The organism is Prevotella fusca JCM 17724, from assembly GCF_001262015.1.
In the GTDB taxonomy this organism is placed as follows: domain Bacteria; phylum Bacteroidota; class Bacteroidia; order Bacteroidales; family Bacteroidaceae; genus Prevotella; species Prevotella fusca.
Genome location: NZ_CP012074.1, coordinates 907,878 through 929,159, shown reverse-complemented (window position 1 = coordinate 929,159; position 21,282 = coordinate 907,878). Strand labels below are relative to the sequence as shown.

Below are 21,282 nucleotides of genomic sequence, written 5' to 3'. Positions count from 1 at the left end.
TTCAGTATGACTACTGATTCCAAATTATTTTCACGAAGAAAAGAATTTCTTTTCATGAAAAAAAATATTTTTCTTCACGTAAATAAATATTTCTTTTCATGAAAATAATTCGCAATGGGTTGTTTTCTTCGGAAACTTCGTGCGTAAGACGGGATTTTATAGTATCTTTGCAAGTAGATAAAAGAACACATTTCAGATGGAAAAGAAGAAACAGATAGATTGCTTTCTGCCGTATAGTACAGCTGCAATGATGCAGTCGCTCGCTGCACAGTTGTACGAGGACGGCGTGGTGAACGATATATATATGTTAGCTGCTGATGTTCTACCTACTGAAGCACTGCCTCAGTACGCTCGTCAGCTACAGGCAGGCGGTTTGCTTTCTCTGGCAACTATGCGCCTTATAGCTACAACAGCAACGAGTGATTATGCCCTGCTTTACTTGAAGCAAGGTCCTGTCACGCTGGGCTATCATGCACTTGAGCGTATGCTGCAGGTGGCTGAGGAAACCGATGCAGCAATGGTTTATGCTGACCATTACTCAGTGGAAGCGGGCAAGACCGTGAAGCATCCTGTTACTGCCTATCAGTTGGGTAGCATCCGTGATGACTTTGATTTCGGTTCTGTAGTACTTCTCAAGACTGCGTATTTGAAGGAGTATGCTACAAGAAAAGTGGCAAAGGATTATCAGTTTGCAGGTTGGTACAATCTTCGTCTCTTCCTGAGCCGTAAGGGGGAACTCTTCCATCTGAATGAATACCTTTATACAGAGGAAGAGGATGACCTACGTGCCAGCGGTGAGAAGCAGTTTGACTACGTGAACCCACGCAATCGTGAGGTGCAGATAGAGATGGAACAGGCGGCTACAGCACACCTCGCTGCAATTAACGCCTTGGTCGATACCATGCTGTATGCACAGCCAGACTTCTCTGGTGAGGATTTCCCAGTGGAGGCTTCGGTGGTGATTCCAGTCTTCAATCGTGAGAAGACAGTGCGTGATGCGGTGGTTTCAGCTCTCTCACAGAAGACAGACTTCCCTTTTAACGTAATCGTTGTTGACAATCATTCAACAGACGGTACGACGGAGATTCTCTCTTCCTTGGCTGCAGATGAGCGTCTTGTGCATCTTATTCCTACACGTACAGACCTCGGTATAGGTGGCTGTTGGAATTATGCTATCAATGATGCGCATTGCGGTCGCTTTGCAGTTCAGTTGGATAGTGATGACCTTTATTCCTCAGAGAATACCTTGCAGACAATTGTCAACGCTTTCCACGAGCAGAAGGCTGCAATGATTGTAGGCTCTTATCGTATGTGTGATTTCGATCTTAATACTCTTCCACCGGGCTTGATCAGTCATAATGAGTGGACAGAGGATAATGGTTGCAACAATGCCCTGCGTATCAACGGACTCGGTGCACCACGTGCTTTCTTCACTCCTTTGGTTCGTCAGCATCAATTCCCTAACACAAGTTATGGCGAAGACTATGCTGTGGGCTTGGCTTTCAGCCGTCGTTTCCGTATCGGGCGAATCTATGATGAACTTTATCTCTGTCGTCGTTGGGGTGGAAATAGTGATGCCGTATTGAGCATTGATAAGGTAAATGCCAACAATCACTATAAAGATCAGCTGCGTACTGTTGAGATTCTGGCACGTCAGAAGCAAAACCAAGAAAGAGAGAAAGGGCTGACTGATTTTTTTCATAAGCAGCTGAACCAATGGCAAGACGTTGCAAAACGTTTTGAAGAGTTGAAAGGTGTGCAGACGCGTGAGGTGGGTTCAGCCCTTGCGCAATCCAATCCTGCACGCTTGGTGAGCACTGGAGCGAAGATAGATAAGGCCACATTGGCTAAGCGTCCTTGCTTCCTTTGTGAAAAGAATCGCCCGGGAGAGCAGATAGTACTGCCTTTTGGAAAAGGTTTTGATATTCTTGTCAATCCTTTCCCGATCCTTCCTGTTCATTTCACAATCCCTTCTTGCCATCATCAACTTCAGGCAATAGCAGAGAATTACGTACAGATACATCGTTTGCTAAGGGCTTATCCACAGCTGATGGTTTTCTATAATGGTCCGAAGTGTGGTGCCAGTGCACCCGACCATTTGCACTTTCAGGCAGGAACAAGTGGGATGCTCCCTTTACAGCGTGACTGGCAGCGATTCCGTGAGACATCTGTTCCGCTCATGAAACTGAATGATGCGGAGGGAATCTATGAGATAAAAGACTATATCTGTCCGGCTTTAGCCATCGTGAGTCATACTGAGAAGAACGATGTAGAGTTGTTCAACTATTTATACGAAGCATTGCCTTTGAAGGGAGATGAGACAGAACCGATGATGAATATCGTTGCTTGGCGCAGCGAGGAAGGCTTTGTCTCGATTGTGTTCCCACGTGAGAAGCATCGTCCTGATTGCTATTCGGCTGCAGGAGAGGCACAGTGTCTTGTCAGTCCGGGCAGCTTGGATATGGCAGGTTTGCTGATATTGCCCCGTCAGAGCGACTTTGAAGGGATGACAGCGGAGCGTGCTGAGGCTGTTTTACGTGAGGTGTCGCTGTCGAATGAAGCGATGGGTGAAGTCGTAAAGCGGATTCGCAATAGGACGGTTGACCTTGTCTTCGATGAATGGAGACAGGAACCTGTGGTTTCCGTGGGTATTGTCAGCGGTGATGAAATACATTTCCAACTGAATGGTACTTATACGATCGGGAACAGAGAGGTGACTGGTCAGCAGACTGTAAAGCTCAAGGACGGGCGAATTCTGTGGGATTCCGCAGTCTATCCAGAGCTTTGCTTTACGCCACAAGATGATAACATATCCTTCACTTTGGACGATGTCACCATCGGAGTAGACTTCCATTGGGAACGTAAGGAAGCACAGACCTTCCTTGGTAAGCTGCGGTTTGTCGTTGACGGTGTTAAGCTCTGGGCTATTAATGAACTGCCTGTAGAACGTTATTTGGCAAGTGTTATCTCAAGTGAGATGAGTGCTACATCTTCATTGGAGCTTCTGAAGGCACACGCAGTCATCTCTCGAAGTTGGCTGTTGGTACAGATGAGAAGACGAAAAGGCATTGAAATGGGCGTTCAGGCGGCTTCTGCACCAGTAAAGGTGTCGGATGAAGAGGGTGTAGTTTGGTACGATAGCGATGCTCATACGCTGTTTGATGTCTGTGCAGACGACCATTGTCAACGCTATCAGGGCATTACAAAGGCGACAAGTCCACATGTCGAGGAGGCTATCAAGGCAACACGTGGTCAGTTACTGATGAATGGTAAGGAAATATGTGATGCCCGTTTCAGTAAGTGCTGCGGTGGTGTTTCAGAGGAATACGAGTACTGTTGGGACAATAACCATAAGCCTTATCTACTCTCGGTAGTGGATAATGCACCTTTGGGGACGCCCCCTACGATTGACCTCACTCGTGAGGAGGTGGCGAGGGAGTGGATACTGTCGTCGCCAGAGGCGTTTTGTAATACAAAGGATGCGACAGTCTTGGGGCAGGTACTCAACAACTACGATCAAGAGACACAGGATTTTTATCGTTGGACAACAGGCTTCACGCAAGCAGAACTTGCCGATTTGATTCGACGCAAGAGTGGTCTTGACTTTGGAGAGATTGTTGACCTCCAGCCTTTGGAACGTGGTAAGAGTGGTCGTATCACCCGTTTGAAGATTGTCGGAACAAAACTTACTCGTATTATTGGCAAGGAGTTAGAGATAAGACGCACGTTGAGCGAGAGCCATCTTTATAGCTCTGCCTTCGTTGTAGAACGTGGTGAGATGGTGAATGACGTCCCGCAGCACTTTCGTCTTGTGGGTGCAGGGTGGGGACATGGCGTAGGGCTGTGTCAGATTGGTGCTGCTGTGATGGGCGAGAAAGGCTATAAGTATGACGAAATACTCCATCATTATTACCAGACAGCAGTGATAGAAGCGCAATATAAATAATGTTATAGAATGATGCTTGAAGAGCAGAAGATACGCAATGGGATTCCAATAGTGAGTCGATGGCGCAGCCATTGGCTCTGGCTTCCTACGCTTTATCTGACACGAGGGCTTCCTTATGTCATTCTGTTGATGACTTCACTGGTCTATTTCAACAGGATGGGCCTGTCGAATGGTGCTATAACGCTGACCAGCTCGTGGTTTCTTCTGCCTTTTATTCTCCGTCCTCTGTTGGGAAGAATCGTTGTCGGCTATGGTGGGAAGCACTTCTGGATAGTTCTGACAGAGTTTGTCATGGCACTGAGTCTTGCCGGCTTAGCACTGTCTTCACCGTCAGTAAACTGGTTTGAGTGGACAGTTCTTTTCCTGATGACTATAGCTATGGTGGCTGCATTGCATGACGTGGGTATTGAAAGGCTCTATAAACGGGAAACGGCGTTGCGTCATCGTTCGGCTTTCTTTGGTACTCGGGCAGTCTTTTATCTGTTTTCTATCATTGTCGGAATGGCTCTTCCCGTAACGATTGCCGGTAATCTGGAGGTAATTAACAGGACTGTGCAGCCCTCATGGGCGGCTATCTTCTGGATTTTGTCAGCTCTGACAGCTTGTCTGATGGTGTTCCATGCTGTGGTACTTCCCAAAGACGGTTTCCATGTTGACCTTCCGATATGGAGTGGTGTGACACGTCAATGGTGGCATGATGTCAAGGCTGCCTTTGTGCGTCGTCCTCATTATGTGGCAAATCTCTGCTTCCTTTTCTGCTTTCTGATACCCGAAGGGATGTTTTTCAGAATAGCTCCACTCTTCCTGATTGACCCCGGAAGTAATGGAGGGCTGGCTCTTTCGCCACAGGAGTTAGGGCTGGTATTAGGCACAGTCGGTACGTTTGCGCTGATAGCAGGCTGTGCTTTAGGGACAAGATTGGTGCGTCGAGATGGCTTGAAACGTTGGACGTGGCTCTTTGTCGCAGCCTTGACCTTGCCGAAGTTCCTTTTCGTCTATCTCAGTTATTATTTTGTTTCCACCCTGTCTGTCATCAATATCTGTATGCTTGTAGAACAGGTCGGGGCAGGACTTGGACTGACCCTTTATGTAGTATGGCTTACGTATTGTACGAAAGGTAAACATTCCACATTCACCTATTCTATCGGTACAGCGATAACAGCCTTCTCGGTGGTTATGTCGGGATGGTTCACAGGCTTCCTGCAGGAGTATGTTGGTTATCGTCACTTCTTCCTTCTTGTGGCATTTCTGGGCGTTATAAGTCTTTTTGTAACCTACTTTATTCCTGTTTCAGATGAAATAGGGAGGCGCAGCAAGGAGGTCTGATTCTGTAGGGTAAAACAGTATTGTGGTTTTGTTTTCAGCCGTTAACCTTTTTAAAAAAGTTATGCTTTTATTTGTGTCTCACGAAAAATGTTGTACTTTCGCAGATGGAAAGTTATAAAAAACAGTAAATCAGATGAAGATTAAGTATTTTTTAATGGCAGCTGTTGTCGCTTTGATGACAGCCTGCGGTACAGCTTCAAAGGTTCCTTTGACAAATCGTACGCATCGTATCAGTGTTTCTGATGCGCAGCTTCTCAGTCTCAGTAATCAGGAATATACAAAGTTCATGGCATCAGCAAGGAAGTCTGCCGATGCGAAGAATACGGCTATGGTTCAGCGTGTAGGGCGCAATCTTGCCAATGCTGTGGAGACTTACTTGCGCAATAATGGTTACGCCAACGAGATAAATAACTTCAAGTGGGAGTTTAATCTTGTCCAGGACAAGCAGGCTAACGCCTTCTGTATGCCTGGCGGTAAGATTGTTGTTTACGAAGGTTTGCTCCCTTATACACAGAATGAGGCGAGTCTTGCAATTGTATTGGGACATGAGATAGCCCATGCTGTGGCTAAGCACAGTGCCGAGCAGCTGACGAAGAAGATGAATCAGCAGATGGGAACCAGTATCTTAGGTACGGTGTTGAACTCTGCTGTTGGTAGTGGAGTGGGCGATCTTGCTTCGCAGGTGGCTGGCGGATACTTCTCTTTCCGTAACTTGAAGTATAGTCGTGATAATGAGAGTGAGGCTGATTACATGGGACTTATCTTTGCAGCAATGGCAGGATATGATCCGGCGAATGCCGTAACCTTTTGGCAGCGAATGGCGTCAGCGTCCAGCGGCAGTCGTTCAGAAGTGCTTAGCGACCACCCATCTGATGAGCGTCGTATCCAGAACATCAAGAACTGGCTGCCAGAAGCTGAGAAGTATTATCGCGGTGGCAGTTCTAATCGTGTGGCAAAGACAAGTTCTTCACAGTCATCACAGACACTTCATATAAGTGGCTCTAAGTCTTCTAACCGCTCAAATAAGCGTCGTTGAGACGGCAGTTCTTAAACATGGATACTCTTACGGCTGTCTGCTGTTCTTCTTGCAAGAAAGCAGATGGTCGTAAGCAGTTTATATTCTCTTTTATGTCAAGCGTATTGATGTCTTGTTGGTAAGTGCTTTCCTGTCAGCAGGTTGTCTACTTATAGAATATAAAAGAGTAGTGCCGTTCTATAAATTTTTCATTTTCAATCGATGTGTTGTTGACTAACACGGATGGTGTCGTTGACTAACACGTATGGTGTTGTTGGTAAGCACCAATGGTGCTGAGGCCTAAACACAATGCAATATGTTGCTGGGATGCAAGGAACTTGTTGTCAGAAAAGGGCTGTACTGCCAAAAGCAAACAAACCATATTGGGTTAAGGGGCTTACTTCTTCAAAGATAATAGGATGTTATCCGTTTTTTTAAAATCCGCATTAGGTGTATATGCTATTTAAGTTTTATCGGACGGTAATGACAAAAATGGTTTCTTCAAAACGTTTATCAAGCCTTGGTATGTCCCTTCGTTATACGGGGGTGATACCTGTAGATTAATTGGTTGCAGATAGTCGGCAAACAGGATTGCATGCTAAGAGTCTGAGACGGAACATGAATGAAAGGACTTTTGAAAGGCGGATGATGCCTGTTTTTATCCAAAATTGGTTCATTGGAAAAACTCACTGTTCCAAAATGTTGAGAAAGCCTATTGGGTTAACAGGAGATAAAAGCACTTTTTGTAATAATAGAATCAATCGTAGAAAGTTACAAATGCTTACAGAGTCTGTCTGTAGGGATGAATTGTGAAGAACATAGGAAATCCTTGTTCTTTGATTCTTTTTCCTTTAAAATATTTGATATAATCATCATTTATTACTATCTTTACAAGCGAAATCAAACCTTTAAAACTATGATTGATTATCTGATACAAAACTTGTGGTTGTCATGGCTGTTGGTGGGGCTTGTTTGTCTGATATTGGAGATGATGAACGGAGATTTCTACATCATGTGCTTTGCTATTGGCAGTTTCTGTGCTTCACTTGCTTCCGGGTTCACGGATAGTGTTGTTGTTCAGGTACTTGTTTTTGTTGTCTTCACAGTGCTGAGTATTTTCCTGGTTCGTCCGATAGCACTTAAGTATCTTCATAAAGGTGCAGACAACAGGTTGAGTAATGCGGATGCGTTGATTGGGCGTGAGGGAAAGGTTACAGATACCATTGAAGCTGGTGGATACGGCAGAGTAAAGATTGACGGCGATTCATGGAAGGCAAAGTCGGTCGATGGTGCAGAAATAGTGCAGGGAGTTGCTGTCCGTATCTTACGGCTTGACTCTATCATAGCAACGGTTGAGCGTTGTTGAAAACAGTCAGATAATAAAAACAAATAATAATCTCCAGTTCCTCTCTTCTTGAATAGAGTGATATACTGAAGGAGGATTCAAAAACTTTAATGCTTATGGATATTTTAGCTTATGTGCTGATTGCAGTTGTCGTGTTGGCACTGGTCTTTGCCAAGATGGCTATCGTGATTATCTCACAGAGTGAGACGAAAATCATCGAACGTCTTGGTAAGTATTATGCAACTCTTCAGCCGGGTATCAACATCATTATTCCTTTCATTGATCATGCAAAGGATATTGTTGCGATGCGTGCAGGACGTTACACATATACCAACTCTATCGACTTGCGTGAACAGGTGTACGACTTCGATCGTCAGAATGTTATTACAAAAGATAACATCCAGATGCAGATCAACGCACTGCTCTATTTCCAGATTATTGATCCGTTCAAGGCTGTCTATGAAATCAATAACCTTCCGAATGCAATTGAGAAGCTGACACAGACGACGCTTCGTAACATCATCGGTGAGATGGAACTTGACCAGACACTGACTTCGCGTGATACGATTAATACTAAGCTGCGTGCAGTGCTTGATGATGCAACGAACAAGTGGGGTATCAAGGTGAACCGTGTAGAGCTTCAGGATATTACTCCTCCAGCAAGTGTTTCACAGGCAATGGAGAAACAGATGCAGGCTGAACGTAACAAGCGTGCTGCCATTCTTACCAGTGAAGGTGAGAAACAATCGGCTATTCTCCAGTCAGAGGGTGAGAAGGAAGCTGCCATCAACCGCGCTGAAGCTAAGAAACAGCAGCAGATTCTTATTGCGGAAGGAGAGGCACAGGCTCGTATCCGCAAGGCAGAAGCTGAGGCTATCGCCATTCAGAAGATTACAGATGCAGTCGGACAGAGTACGAATCCGGCTAACTATCTCATTGCACAGAAGTATATTCAGATGCTTTCAGAACTTGCGCAGAATAACAACCAGAAGACTGTTTACCTCCCGTTTGAGGCAAGCAATCTCATGGGTTCTATCGGTGGTATTAAGGATATGTTTAAGCAATAATGAGAGTTCTACCCCTGTTCTTCCTTTAAGCAGGAAGGAACTGATGGAATTATGTCAGGGATTGGGAGCGTAGGATTCTGGAACTACTTGGGAAATTTTCTCTTTTGGTAGTTCGGGCTTATAGCAAAACTTTTGCTTTATGAGTTACTTCTGTTTTGAACTGTAAATACAAACAATAAAGTGGTTTGCTGCTCCGTAAGGCTCTCTCGTTGTCGAGAAACTTACGGAGTGGGTCTTTAAAGAAATGAAAAATATTTGTATCTTTTGTGGTGCACGTCCTAACTTTATAAAGGTAGCACCAATCATCAGGGTAATCAACAGACTTTCTGAAGAGAACAGTCCTCGGAAACTGTCTTATTCATTGGTCTATGCAGGTAGTGCAGACGACCCGACACTCGAAGAAGAACTCTTTGATAACCTCTCTATCCACCGCCCGGATGTTTATCTTGGTGTCGAATGTGAGAACTTGAATGAGCTTACAGGACAGGTGATGTCCAAGTTTGAGAAGTATCTGCAGGAGAATCCATCTGATGTGGTCATCGTTGTTGACGACCTTGCTTCAACTATGGCTGCAGCTATTGTCACCAAGAAGCAGGCTGTCACGCTGGCTCATATTGCAGCAGGCACCCGTTCGTTCGATATTACGATGCCGAAGGAAATCAACCGGTTGGTTATAGATGGTCTTTCGGATATTCTCTTTACGGCTGGATTCAGCAATAACAGCATTGCCAACAAGGAGGGGGCAGAGTTGTCAAAGGTCTACATGGTGGGCAATATCCTCATTGATAACATCCGTTACGACCGTGAACGCATTGAGGGTGTAAGACTATCTGACATCGATGAGCTTGAAGGCTTGGCATTGAAGGAAGGTAATTATCTTGTCTTTACACTTAACCGTAAGGCATTACTTGCTAATCAGGAGAACCTTGAGAGAATGCTACATGTGTTGAGTGAGACGGCAGGTGATATGCCTGTCATTGCTCCCCTGCGTGATTCTGCGGTACAGGTTATTATGGCGCTCAGTTTGAAGAAGAACATCAAACTACATAACCTCCATATAGTCCAACCTCTTAGCTACCTTGAGTTTGCATATCTTACAGCACATGCCAAAGGTATCATAACCGACTCGGGAAATGTTGCAGAGGAAGCCACGTTCAATGGAGTTCCATGTATTACGCTCAACAGTTATACTGAACATATTGAGACTGTAAAGGTCGGGTCAAATGTTCTTGTAGGTGAAGATGCCGAGCTCCTCCGTTCTGCACTTACCGAAATGGTTTCGGGGACATGGAAGAAATGCGGTGTGCCCGAGCGTTGGGATGGTCGTTCTGCAGAACGTATTGTTCAGATACTGCTCGAATGTAATTAGTACATTGCATATACATTGAGTGCGTTCCGCTTTCTCAAAGCAAGGGTAGATAGTTCCCTTGTCCGCCATTAAGATGGTTTAAACGGATAAGTGAAGTGTCTGCCCTTGCTCTTTTATGTAAAATATGGAAGTTGTTTTTAGAGTATTGCCGTCCGATAAAACTTAAATAGCAAACTCTCCAATGAGGAATCTCTTTTAAACAGATAATATGCTGTTGTCTTTGGGGAAGTAAGCCTCCTAGGCAAGTATGGCTTGCTTGCTTTGATAGTATAACTCTTTTTATATCAACAAGTTAATCTCATATCAGCAGCATATTGCAACGTGTTCAGCCCTCAACATCATTTGTGTTTACCAACAATATAATATGTGATAGGCAACAATACATCGGTTGAAAACGGTAAGAAAAGTTCATGTTTTTCATTGTATATTATATAGTAAGACGCTAAAGGCTAACTGCTGCGTGAAATGTTCACCAGACAATACCGTTTTATAACGTGGAAATTTGAACTGTGGCGTAGAGGTATCCTTTGTTTTGAATTATGGGAGTTTGTAGTTCTAATTTAAGAGATTTGATTTAGAAGTATTCATAATTATGGAATTTGGAAATTGAATTCTGAATTATTTAGTACCTTTGCATTGGTATATAAAGGATTATAAGATTATGCATGGACATACAGACAACTATACTTTTTTGACACAAGGGCCGATTCATCGTGTCATAATCACAATGGCAATACCGACTATTATATCAATGCTTGTAACAGGACTGTACAATATTGCAGATACATTTTTTGTCGGTAAGATTGACACACAGGCAACAGCAGCGGTGGGCATTGTGTTCTCGCTGATGTTCTTTGTGCAGGCAATGGGTTTCTTCTTCGGGCATGGGTCAGGTAATTATATATCCCGTGAGCTGGGAGCACGTCAGCGTGACAATGCTGTAAAGATGGCTTCAACAGGCTTTTTCAGTTCATTCTTTTTAGGTCTGCTTATCCTTGTTCTTGGTGAAATGTTCCTTACACCGCTTTCGCTGATGCTTGGCAGTACTCCTACCATCCTCCCTTATACGGAAGACTATATGCAGATAATTCTCCTTGGTACACCGTTTCTGACGTCTTCGCTGACACTGAACGGGCAGATGCGTCTGCAAGGTAATGCCAGCTTCGCCATGTATGGAATCGTGACAGGTGCTGTGTTGAATGTTCTTCTCGACCCGTTTTTCATTTTTGTTTGCGATATGGGTGTTAGTGGAGCAGCATGGGCAACAGTTGTGGGGCAGATGGTATCGTTTGTAATACTCTTCCTGATGAGTCGACGGAAAGAGAATATTGCCATTCATTTCTGTGATTTTGCCCCCTCATGGCTTATTTGTAAGGAAATTTTTTATGGTGGAAGTCCATCGCTGATGCGGCAAGGGCTGGCTTGTGTAGCTACTATGTCATTGAATCTGGCAGCTGGTGTTTATGGCGATTCTGCTATTGCTGCGATGAGCATCGTCGGGCGAATAGCCATGCTTTCCTTTGCCGTTGTCATTGGGTTGGGGCAGGGCTTCCAGCCTGTCTGCGGTTTCTGTTATGGTGCCGGATTATATGATAGATTGAAGGAGGCCTATAAGTTTACGGTTGCCGTTGGAACAGCCTTTCTTATTATCCTTGCTGTTGTGGGGTGGATGATCAGCAGCTCGCTCATAGGTATCTTCCGTGATGACCCCGAAGTTATAGCCATCGGCGTTGTTGCACTGCGTTGGCAGCTCTGTGTTTTCCCACTCAATGCTTTTGTTCTGGCAAGTAATATGCTCGCACAAACCTGCCGTAAGCCGTGGCGGGCAAATATTCTTGCAGCAGCCCGACAAGGTCTGTTCTTTATTCCGCTCATCTTTATCCTCCCGTCTTACTTTGATTTGTTGGGAGTGGAGATGTGCCAGGCTGTCAGTGACGTTTTCTCTTTCATGCTCACAGTCCCTATCATTATTTACACATTTCGTGAATTTACCCGTGAAGCAGCTATGAAGAAAGAAGCCGTATGAGTACAATTTATATCAAGAACATGGTCTGTGATCGCTGCAAGATGGTTGTCTGTCAAACCTTGCAGCATGTGGGTTTACATCCGACAAAGATAGATTTAGGTGAGGTCGTTATTGAAGAAGAGCCCTCGCCACGCCAGCTTTCAACACTTCGTGCAGCCCTTGGACAGCTTGGTTTTGAACTCCTTGATGACCGGCGTCAACAAACTATTGATCTCGTAAAGTCTTCACTTATCAAACTTGTTCATTATCACGACAACCAAGTTACAACAAACCTCAGCGACTATCTTTCGTCAGAACTTCATCATGACTACAGTGCGCTGTCAAAACTCTTCTCAGAAGTTGAGGGCAAGACTGTTGAACGGTATTACATAGAACTGCGTATTGAACGGGTGAAAGAGCTTATCCGCTATGACGAACTGACCCTCACGCAGATAGCACATCGCATGAATTATTCTTCCGTAGCCTATCTTTCCAGCCAGTTCAAGTCTATGACAGGTATGACTCCTACTCAGTTCAAGGCAATGAAAAGCAGCCTACGCACGTCATTGGACAAACTTTAAGCAGTTGTTTTAGCTGTTCTTCCATGGTGTTGTGCTTACTTTGTATAATATCAAACAACCAATATTGTGATGTGTGATAAGTCGTCTTGTGGTTTGTTGAAGAACAATAGTCTTTATGTTTTAAACTATAAAAGAAGGAAAAGGTAGAAGATGAGAGAAGGGGGACAAGGTGGCTGTTATGTTTGTTAAGTGGTTGTGTTTTGTCAAAATATTTCTTCTTTCAATATCTTTAAGATGGTGAATAGCACTCCAATTAAGCCCAAATCGAGTTTCAAAAGGTGCTTAATTGAAGTCTAACTAAGGCTTAATTGAAGCTCTATTAAGCACCTTTTCTTGTGCGGTTTTATAATAGTCTGATTGTCTGATGATTATAATCATTGGTGCAAATTCCTTTTTCTTCTGTTTTAGAGCAGGAAATGCAGTTTGTTATGTAAAGATATTTCAGGATGATAGGTTGCGCATATTGGGACTGTGTTGATGCAATGTTCATACATTTTTGAGGGTGATAGCCTCTTGAAGTGTTACAAGAGGTATGCCTTCTGGAGGGTATTATCGGCTTATAGGTCTGCATTGTTTCAGCCAAGATTTAAAATGAGATAAAAGAATATCACAACCTCAATAAAGTGAGGTTGTGATATAAGTCTGTCTTGGACTGTTCGGACTATTCTTGTCCGTTGGCTCCAGCAGATGAGCATTCAGCAGATGTGTGAGGATTCTTCGGCGGAAACTCGTCCGACTTTTGTATCCCGTTGCCTCCATCATGTTGAGTATTGACTTTGGAGTCAGGCACAGTTTAAGTATTTTCTCAGCACGTTCAATCTCCTCTTTGGGCAGAGTAGGGCAATTCCGTTCTAAAGAGGAAGAGCGCTTGGAAGTATAGGAATACTCTCCTACCGGCTCTGCAAGCATGTATGGATCTTCATAGGTCATAGGGCGATAAAGCACACACTTGAACTGATTGCCTGATTCATCATTGATGAACTCAATCTTCGGATATTCATTCATCGCACGGATGATACCCGAACCTAATCCACGATAAAGCATTGTCTTTGCACAGAAACTTGCCATCAGTCGGTTGCGGATAAAGCTATTGCCCAATTTAATATCATCCACATCCATACCCCCCGGCAGCTTACCTGGTGAGATGATCTCCACCCGATTGTCAAAGATGAGCAGTCGGATAGCCGCAGGTTTCAGATAATCACGGTGTACAAGTGCATTCTGCAACACCTCTTCCAATGCAATCTCAGATATTTCCAAATGCCCGACAGAATTAAAGTTCTGCCCATCCTGCAGCGCATGAAGGTTGCTTTTGAGGAAAGACATACCTTCGGAAAAGAGCCTCGGGATAGTGCCGTCAATATCCCTGCTATCTCTGTAGTTCGTGCTTCCAATGCTGTTGCCATAGAATGAAACAGCCTTGATGACCATCTCTGGGCGGAACATCTGCGGCATATTGCCAAAGTACAGAAGCCCGGCTAAGGTCAACCTGCCGTCTGCTGTGGTTATTTGCATGTTACGCATCATTTTTTCAAAGGGAATGTTAAAGTCGGAAGCCTTCTTGTTGAATACTTCCATGAGAAACTTGTCAACTAACCATTTGTCAAGATCCATGATACTTGTATTCTTCACTCCCTCTTCATCGGGGTGATAGGTCCCCGACTCATAGAAAAGTTCCAGCAGTTCGTTGTTCTCTGTTATTCGTCGTTTATCTGCTCCTTGCTTCACGAAAATGTTGCCGCTGATGTCTTTATAAGGCTTGCTTATGCCCTCCTTGACATGAATAACGAGTAACTTCTTGCCGTCAATTGCCACGGTTTCACTCTCAACATAAAGCGTTGGGCGGATGTTCTCGTTAGCGGTATTACCTACTTGGCTGCTAATCTTTTGTATCTCTTCATAGCTGAGCCCCTTTATATTGCCGGTTTTGTCCTCTACACCAAAGATGAGATAGCCACCCTTGCTGTTGGCTAATGCCACAATCTCATCAGCAATGGCTATGTCTTTACTGAAGTGTTCTTTGAATTCAACGCGGCTGTTTTCTCCTAATGAGATAATTGTTTTTAATTCTTCAGCTTCCATTGGTTGACTGTTTGTAAGTTGTTGTTAGTTTGTTTGGCGACTTCTTTTTGGTTAAGTAGCTCTGTATACTTGACCACAAAGGTATATGTAATTACGTGATTTGGTTAAGTAATTCCTGCATTTAACAAATAATTAACATAAAATGTGCTTTTTGTGTGGTTACTTGACTAAAATTATGGTGTACTTTTGGTTAAGTATAGAGTGGATTTGGTTAAGTAAAGTGCATTCTTTGGATATGTAAGTTATAAAGATGAGAAGAGAAATTATAATCTTTATCCATGATTTCATAAGGTTTCTTATATAATATATGTGTAACTTTGCAGACAAAAAGGAGAATAATCTCAGAATAAGAATAATATTAATAGAAAGGAAAAGACTTATGAAGAAGAATGTTTTTGCCGTAAGTGGTATGAAGTGTGTACATTGTAAGGCTAATGTGGAGAATGCTTTAAAAGCGGTTGATGGAGTTCAGTCTGCTGAAGTTAATCTTGAGGATGCCAATGTAACGGTGGAGTATGATGAGAGTAAGGTTACCTCTTCTCATCTTAAGGATACTGTTGATAACTGTGGGCGTTATGAGATGAGTTTGTAATAGCTTATTTATATTTAGCCCCAAGAATATCTATCTATACTCTTTTGGTTGTAGGTTGATTTTCCTTCTTTTGCTGGAGAAAGTTGAATATAGTATCATTATGAAGAAGACTATTCCTATTATTGGCATGGCATGTTCGGCATGTTCAGCCAATGTAGAAAAGAAATTGAATGAACTTAAAGGTGTCAAAGCGGCATCAGTGTCGCTTCCTGGGCGTTCAGTTCTGATAGATTATGACCCTGATGCGGTTTCACTTGAACAGATGAAAGCAGAAATCAATGGGATTGGTTATGATCTGGTGATTGATAAGGAAACGTCGGTAGAGGAAATAGAAAAACGTGGATACACATTATTGAAGCGTAAAACCCTGTTGTCATGGCTGTTTGCAATAGCCGTGATGTGTGTGTCGATGCGATGGATAGACCTTGGTTCGCATGATATTGCCAATCAAGTATCTTTACTTATTGCATTGATGAATATGCTTTGTTGTGGTCGCCAGTTTTATGTGTCTTCATGGAAGCAGTTGCTTCATGGTGCTGCTAATATGGACACTTTGGTGGCATTGTCTACTGGCATCGCTTTCCTATTCAGTTCCTTTAATACGTTTTGGGGAGATGTTGCCTGGGCGAGTAGGGGGATAGTATGGCATACCTACTTTGATGCTGCAGTAATGATTATCACTTTTGTCTTGACGGGTCGCCTGCTGGAAGAGAAAGCCAAAGATGGTACGGCATCATCCATTCGCCAGATGATGGGGATGACGCCCAAGACTGCACACGTGGTTGATGACGGGAAAATAGAGGAAGTACCGCTCTCAACTATCGAAGTGGGTGATGTCTTGGAGGTTCGTCCAGGGGAGAAAGTACCCGTTGATGGTGAAGTTATATCGGCAGAAAGTTTCATGACAGCAGATGCAGCGTACGTTGACGAGAGTATGATTACAGGAGAACCGACGCCGGTGGAGAAGAAGAAAGGTTCAAGGGTATTGGCAGGTACGATACCAAGTCAGGGCAAGTTCCGTATGCGTGCCCGGCAGGTTGGTGGAGATACAGCCTTGGCACATATCATCCGAATGGTTCAGGAGGCGCAAGGCTCAAAAGCTCCAGTACAGCGGCTTGTTGATAAGGCGGCATTGGTATTCGTCCCCGTTGTCGCCTGTATAGCCCTTCTTACTTTCCTTTTATGGTGGATGATAGGTGGGAATGGTTATTTACCTCAGGCTATTATGTCAGCAGTTGCAGTATTGGTGATTGCCTGTCCGTGTGCAATGGGACTGGCAACACCAACTGCTCTTATGGTAGGTATTGGCAAGGCTGCCCAGAAACAGATTCTCATAAAGGATGCAGCAGCTTTGGAAAGTCTGCGAAAGGTGGATGTTTTGGTAACGGATAAGACTGGAACCTTGACAATTCCCAATAAGAGTATTGATTTTACAAAGGCTGATAATCTTCCGTTTGAGGAGCGTGAAACATTGAAGCCCAATGCCCGGGAGGCGATGGAAACCTTGCAGAAGAGTGGGGTAGAGGTTTATATGATGAGTGGTGATAAGGATGAGGCAGCACGCTATTGGGCCGATAAGGCAGGAATCAAACACTGCCATAGTAGGATGTTGCCACAGGATAAGGAGAATCTTGTCAGACAGTTACAGGCGGAAGGAAGACGTGTAGCCATGGTTGGTGATGGCATTAATGATACCCAGGCTTTGGCATTGGCTGATGTGAGTATTGCTATCGGTAAGGGGACAGATGTAGCTATGGATGTGGCACAGGTTACGCTTATGGGAGACGACCTTTCAGCTATTCCAGAGGCAATACGGTTAAGTCGCAACACCGTTCGTATGATTTGGGAAAACCTCTTCTGGGCATTTATCTATAACATTGTCTGCATACCTTTGGCAGCAGGGCTACTCTATGCTTTCGGTATTGATTGGCAGATAACTCCGTCATGGGCAAGTGCTCTGATGGCGTTCTCCAGTATCAGTGTGGTACTTAACAGTCTCCGATTACGTTGGATGCGGTAAGTATGGAATTATCTGCATGCTGATAAATGCTTGTCACCATTCAGATAAATATTTATCAGCAGGCAGATAAGTTGTAGAATCTAACAATATAATTTTGGAATAAAGATGTCCTGCATTAAGAAATAGAGTTTACTAATTGCCAATTCTGCTGATGAATCAGGTGGTAGTAAACTCTATTTTTATGTTGAAGTTATCTCTTTATATTGATAGATGATATTTTCTTGTTTGTGTTCCTATTGTGCTAAAATCTCTTTCCTTAGGTTCAGAGCTATGGAGATTCTTTGTATTATTTCCTATAATTTACCGTTGTCGATACTGTTAGGGGTAGAGCTTATGGGCTAAGCTAAAGCCTATGTTTCAATCTCTATAAGAGTTTGTTTTCCTGTTAATGTTATAATAAATGCTTTTTATTCCGGTCCTTTAACGTACCGGATAATCATACCGATTGGAATTGTAGAAGCCGTTGCTTTGCATGGGAACGTGGTCAAATTCAACGTTGACAGAGATGGAGTTCTGATTGTTAGAGCCCCATTGATAGGTCACGCCGCCACCGATTCTGTCCATATAGCGGCTGACGCCAGCACCGTATGCCCATCCCATCGGTCCATACCCATATCCTATAGAGGCATACCCATAGTCGAAAGGAGGATAACCCCAGCCGCTGTAGCCACCCCAATAAGGTGAACCATAAGCTCCGTATCCAAAGGCTTGACCGAAGTTGTTTGATGTGAAGGCTTTTTGGACGAAAGCGTATGCGCTCCAATGTTCATTGAACTGATAGCCGAAGACAGCATTGATGCCACCGACAAAGTAGTTGTCACCACGATAGGTAAGATGGTTTACATATCCCCCTACTGCCAGTGTAGCCTTCTTTGACAGGTTCGTTACATACATCAGCGAAACATCCTGCGAGAAGCCAGCACCATGGCTGTTTCCATGTCCGAGACTTGCAAAAGCCGATGCACCGAGGTTTATGTTCAGTCCCTTATGCAATCTCCATGCTCCAACACCGTAACCCCAGGCTGGATAATAGAAATCATTAGGTGTGACGGTCTGTCCGTTCTCGGTAATGAGGGGCAGATTGTTGTCAATCTGTGCTTGCTGTGCACGGTCTTCAGCCATCTGGCGAGCGTATTCTTTCTCGGCCTCTGTCGCTTCACGTGGACCTTGCAGGCGTGCCGACTCTATAGGCTCCACTGTAGATGTGTCCCCACTGTGGTTCTCTTTCGTATTCTGTGCATACAATGGCATACAGAGAATAGCTGCTGTTATGAAAATATATTTCCTCATTTGCTTGCAAATATAAAAGTTTGACGGTCAATAACCAAGGAATTTAAAGATAATTAGAGCTTTTTCAAGTTGTGCGAGATAATACAGATGCTATGGAAGTTATAGAGATTCTTTTGTTACTTTGCCCGCATAATCAATGGAGGGTCGGTGGTAAAGAAGAATACTGTAGCACCGTGGAACACTTGTCCCGGATGCAGTTCGTTACCAATCTTTTCCATGCCGCTGTTATATCCGGCGTGGAGAGGTTGCAGCGAGATACCACAACTTTCCTTACCATAAGTATTGATACTGAGAGTCGGTTCACTTGAGTAGACCGTCATGGCGCGCCCGCTCTGTGCATCGAAAAGGATAGCTGCAGGCTTCTGCATGTTGTCGGGATGACGCAGCTGATAGGCATTGTCATACCCGTTGTGTGTTCTCTTGATACGCTCGCCGATTTCCCTTGGCTTGGTAAAGTCGAGAGGTGTGTTCCTTATGCGTTGCAGCACACCTGTCAGCCGTCTTTGCTGGTTGTAGGTATTTGTCTGAAAGGCATCTATCCACAGGTGCTGCTTGAGGATAGAACGGTGCATTTCTCCCGACAGGTTAAAGCAGATTCCGTTAGTCACTTCTAACCTTGTCTCGGCGGTAGTGGCTATACGATAGTCCACGTCAAGTGCATTCTGGTCGGATAGGGTATAGGTAACAGTGACGTTCAGCTTTCCGTCCAGTCCGTTTTCTCCTTCTGCTGTCACATATCGTAAAGAGACTGATTGATTGTCAGAGCTGACAAGCTCCCATGTCTTTCCCGATAGCGTCTCCTCATTGTTCTTTCCGAAGTAGATGAGCGTAGCACCCAGACTCCTGTCTTTCAAGTATTCTTCCTTGTTGACATATCCCTTTATGACAGGCTCCAGCCTTCCATTCCAGTTATGGGCGGTGAGCGATACAAGGCGTGCACCGTAGTTGCTGATAACCGCCTCCATGCCATTCCCGTTGACAAGTCGGAACAGCTTTTGTTCCTGTGCGTATGAACAGAGTACAACGCCAAGCATTGCTGCTGTCAGTATTGCATGTAAATGTTTCATAGCCATTCTGTTTTATATGATACAAAGATAGTTGCCAGCGAGCGCAATGAAAACTTGTTTTCATATTGCCGAGCGCAGCCTATCTTATATAAAGATAGTTGCCAGCGAGCGCAATGAATTTTTGTTTTCATATTGCCGAGCGCAGCCTATCTTATGCAAAGATAACAAAAAACTTTAGATGATAACCGAATATCGCTCTTTTTATTGTTAATTGTTCATGTTAAAGATACAAGAGAATGGTATTACAGAATATTACAAAGGCTTTGTAGAAGCATTACAGGCGCTTTGTAATCATATTACAGAGCGTCTGTAATATGCTGTAATACGTATATATTTGCTTTTTACACAGCGTTGTGTCGCCACAAGCAGTGCTTGGATAGGAATGACGGTGGCATGTTCAACAGAGTTGGAAACTTGGGATTGGAATAAAAAAGAAATAATTTCTGTTTAAAATGTTTGGCTGTAAGAAATAAAAGTAATATATTTGCAGTCGAATACAAACGAAATTGAAGATTATGAGTACATCTTATGTATCTTTCCGTTACTTTTATTTTTACTTTGCAAATAATTGTAAAGCGGGAAGTTGCGTGTAGATTTCAACTTATGAGAATCATATAATATAGAAATATATAAACGAAACGGTCCCGCTCAATAGTGAGCAGGACCGTTTTTAGTTGATGCCCTTTTGATGAGGCGGAGACAACAAAACAGACGAAGCGGATGAAACGAATAGCTATACAAGGAGAAAGGGGAAGTTTTCACGACATTGCTGCCCATGCGTATTTTACGGATGAGCAGGTACAGCTCACTTGCTGTACTACCTTTGAAGAGGTATTCGAGAAGGTGGGAGAAGACCCGACAGCAATTGCTATGCTTGCCATAGAGAATACGATTGCAGGCAGCTTGTTGCATAACTACGAACTCCTGCGGGCATCTGGGACGACAGTGGTTGGCGAGCAACGTCTGCACATCCAGCACTGCATCTGCTGTCTGCCCGATGATGACTGGTCAACGGTTGTCGAGGTCCATTCCCATCCCGTTGCACTTATGCAGTGCCGTTCATTCCTTGGTAATCACCCCGGTATCAAAGCCGTTGAGGCAGAAGATACTGCCGGTGCTGCTGCCTATATAGCCCAGAAGCAGTGCCGTGGTTGGGCTGCTATCTGCTCGGCAGAGGCAGCAAGGCTCTATGGGATGAAGATACTTGAGGATTCGATAGAAGACAACAAGCATAACTTCACACGTTTCCTTGTTGCCTGCCATCCGCATAAAGCTGATTTCCTGCGTCCGCTGACTGAGGTTGACAAGGCGAGCATCGTCTTTTCTCTTCCGCATGAGGAAGGGTCGCTGAGCAAGGTGCTGACCATCCTTTCTTTCTATGACATCAATCTTACGAAAATCCAGTCCTTGCCTGTTATCGGGCACGAATGGGAGTATCTCTTCTATGTTGACCTGACCTTTGATAATCTCACCCGCTATCGTCAGTCGATAGATGCTATTACCCCCTTGGTAAAAAGTATCAAGATTCTGGGAGAGTACAGGGAACATTAGCATCTTGTGAACCGAGGCACAGCCTT

14 protein-coding genes are annotated in these 21,282 nt (G+C 44.1%); 11 read left to right on the top strand and 3 right to left on the bottom strand.

Annotation, left to right across the window (positions count from 1 at the left end; genetic code table 11):
* The first annotated feature begins 196 nt into the window (after window positions 1-196).
* The 8 genes from ADJ77_RS13200 to ADJ77_RS03745 all read left to right on the top strand — a co-directional run bounded on the left by ADJ77_RS13200 (window position 197) and on the right by ADJ77_RS03745 (window position 12,654).
* Window positions 197-3,946: a DUF4922 domain-containing protein gene (locus tag ADJ77_RS13200; RefSeq protein WP_082224142.1), complete on the top strand. Its 3,750-nt coding sequence runs from the start codon at window positions 197-199 to the stop codon at window positions 3,944-3,946.
* 12 nt (window positions 3,947-3,958) lie between these two features.
* Window positions 3,959-5,272 carry an MFS transporter gene (locus ADJ77_RS03775; RefSeq protein ID WP_050696216.1) on the top strand — a complete coding sequence of 438 codons (1,314 nt, stop codon included), beginning with the start codon at window positions 3,959-3,961 and terminating at the stop codon, window positions 5,270-5,272.
* A 133-nt stretch (window positions 5,273-5,405) separates the two neighbouring features.
* Entirely contained in the window at window positions 5,406-6,308 is a 903-nt protein-coding gene (locus ADJ77_RS03770) for a M48 family metallopeptidase (RefSeq protein ID WP_050696031.1), read from the top strand.
* 895 nt (window positions 6,309-7,203) lie between these two features.
* The gene (locus ADJ77_RS03765) at window positions 7,204-7,653 is read left to right on the top strand and encodes an NfeD family protein (protein ID WP_025078622.1); all 450 of its coding nucleotides are present in this window, start codon (window positions 7,204-7,206) and stop codon (window positions 7,651-7,653) included.
* Between the two features lie 95 nt (window positions 7,654-7,748).
* Complete coding sequence (locus ADJ77_RS03760; RefSeq protein ID WP_025078623.1) at window positions 7,749-8,699, top strand: SPFH domain-containing protein; 951 nt, start codon at window positions 7,749-7,751, stop codon at window positions 8,697-8,699.
* Window positions 8,700-8,943: 244 nt separating this feature from the next.
* Window positions 8,944-10,068 (top strand): UDP-N-acetyl glucosamine 2-epimerase, encoded by a 1,125-nt coding sequence (locus ADJ77_RS03755; protein WP_025078624.1) that lies wholly within the window; start codon window positions 8,944-8,946, stop codon window positions 10,066-10,068.
* Between the two features lie 661 nt (window positions 10,069-10,729).
* Window positions 10,730-12,094, top strand: a complete 1,365-nt coding sequence (locus ADJ77_RS03750) for an MATE family efflux transporter (RefSeq protein WP_050696030.1) — start codon at window positions 10,730-10,732, stop codon at window positions 12,092-12,094.
* Window positions 12,091-12,654, top strand: coding sequence for a helix-turn-helix domain-containing protein (locus ADJ77_RS03745; RefSeq protein ID WP_025078625.1), 564 nt, complete (start codon window positions 12,091-12,093; stop codon window positions 12,652-12,654). The genes ADJ77_RS03750 and ADJ77_RS03745 overlap by 4 nt, the downstream gene beginning before the upstream one ends.
* A 615-nt stretch (window positions 12,655-13,269) precedes the next feature.
* On the opposite strand, the gene ADJ77_RS03740 is transcribed toward ADJ77_RS03745, so the two are convergent.
* On the bottom strand, window positions 13,270-14,736 hold the full coding sequence (locus tag ADJ77_RS03740; RefSeq protein ID WP_025078626.1) for an RNA-binding domain-containing protein: 1,467 nt from the start codon (window positions 14,734-14,736) through the stop codon (window positions 13,270-13,272).
* Between the two features lie 379 nt (window positions 14,737-15,115).
* Between ADJ77_RS03740 and ADJ77_RS03735 the strand changes: the two genes are divergently transcribed.
* Both ADJ77_RS03735 and ADJ77_RS03730 read left to right on the top strand, forming a co-directional pair.
* Window positions 15,116-15,328 carry a heavy-metal-associated domain-containing protein gene (locus ADJ77_RS03735; RefSeq protein ID WP_025078627.1) on the top strand — a complete coding sequence of 71 codons (213 nt, stop codon included), beginning with the start codon at window positions 15,116-15,118 and terminating at the stop codon, window positions 15,326-15,328.
* Window positions 15,329-15,428: 100 nt separating this feature from the next.
* Complete coding sequence (locus ADJ77_RS03730; protein ID WP_025078628.1) at window positions 15,429-17,348, top strand: heavy metal translocating P-type ATPase; 1,920 nt, start codon at window positions 15,429-15,431, stop codon at window positions 17,346-17,348.
* A 420-nt stretch (window positions 17,349-17,768) separates the two neighbouring features.
* On the opposite strand, the gene ADJ77_RS03725 is transcribed toward ADJ77_RS03730, so the two are convergent.
* A complete protein-coding gene (locus ADJ77_RS03725) occupies window positions 17,769-18,638 on the bottom strand; it encodes a BamA/TamA family outer membrane protein (protein WP_025078629.1) in 870 nt (289 codons plus the stop codon).
* 116 nt (window positions 18,639-18,754) lie between these two features.
* A complete protein-coding gene (locus tag ADJ77_RS03720) occupies window positions 18,755-19,705 on the bottom strand; it encodes an aldose epimerase family protein (protein ID WP_025078630.1) in 951 nt (316 codons plus the stop codon).
* Between the two features lie 720 nt (window positions 19,706-20,425).
* Here ADJ77_RS03720 and ADJ77_RS03715 point away from each other — a divergent pair.
* Window positions 20,426-21,256 (top strand): prephenate dehydratase, encoded by an 831-nt coding sequence (locus ADJ77_RS03715; RefSeq protein WP_025078631.1) that lies wholly within the window; start codon window positions 20,426-20,428, stop codon window positions 21,254-21,256.
* The last annotated feature ends 26 nt before the right edge of the window (window positions 21,257-21,282 follow it).

What these genes read in the sequence shown, in the direction of transcription:
- ADJ77_RS03730 (WP_025078628.1), top strand. Translation starts at nt 15,429, where the DNA reads ATGAAGAAGACTATTCCTATTATTGGCATGGCATGTTCGGCATGTTCA.
- ADJ77_RS03745 (WP_025078625.1), top strand. Translation starts at nt 12,091, where the DNA reads ATGAGTACAATTTATATCAAGAACATGGTCTGTGATCGCTGCAAGATG.
- ADJ77_RS03720 (WP_025078630.1), bottom strand. Translation starts at nt 19,705, where the DNA reads ATGAAACATTTACATGCAATACTGACAGCAGCAATGCTTGGCGTTGTA.
- ADJ77_RS03755 (WP_025078624.1), top strand. Translation starts at nt 8,944, where the DNA reads ATGAAAAATATTTGTATCTTTTGTGGTGCACGTCCTAACTTTATAAAG.
- ADJ77_RS03735 (WP_025078627.1), top strand. Translation starts at nt 15,116, where the DNA reads ATGAAGAAGAATGTTTTTGCCGTAAGTGGTATGAAGTGTGTACATTGT.
- ADJ77_RS03770 (WP_050696031.1), top strand. Translation starts at nt 5,406, where the DNA reads ATGAAGATTAAGTATTTTTTAATGGCAGCTGTTGTCGCTTTGATGACA.
- ADJ77_RS03750 (WP_050696030.1), top strand. Translation starts at nt 10,730, where the DNA reads ATGCATGGACATACAGACAACTATACTTTTTTGACACAAGGGCCGATT.
- ADJ77_RS03740 (WP_025078626.1), bottom strand. Translation starts at nt 14,736, where the DNA reads ATGGAAGCTGAAGAATTAAAAACAATTATCTCATTAGGAGAAAACAGC.
- ADJ77_RS03725 (WP_025078629.1), bottom strand. Translation starts at nt 18,638, where the DNA reads ATGAGGAAATATATTTTCATAACAGCAGCTATTCTCTGTATGCCATTG.
- ADJ77_RS03715 (WP_025078631.1), top strand. Translation starts at nt 20,426, where the DNA reads ATGAAACGAATAGCTATACAAGGAGAAAGGGGAAGTTTTCACGACATT.
- ADJ77_RS03760 (WP_025078623.1), top strand. Translation starts at nt 7,749, where the DNA reads ATGGATATTTTAGCTTATGTGCTGATTGCAGTTGTCGTGTTGGCACTG.
- ADJ77_RS03765 (WP_025078622.1), top strand. Translation starts at nt 7,204, where the DNA reads ATGATTGATTATCTGATACAAAACTTGTGGTTGTCATGGCTGTTGGTG.
- ADJ77_RS13200 (WP_082224142.1), top strand. Translation starts at nt 197, where the DNA reads ATGGAAAAGAAGAAACAGATAGATTGCTTTCTGCCGTATAGTACAGCT.
- ADJ77_RS03775 (WP_050696216.1), top strand. Translation starts at nt 3,959, where the DNA reads ATGCTTGAAGAGCAGAAGATACGCAATGGGATTCCAATAGTGAGTCGA.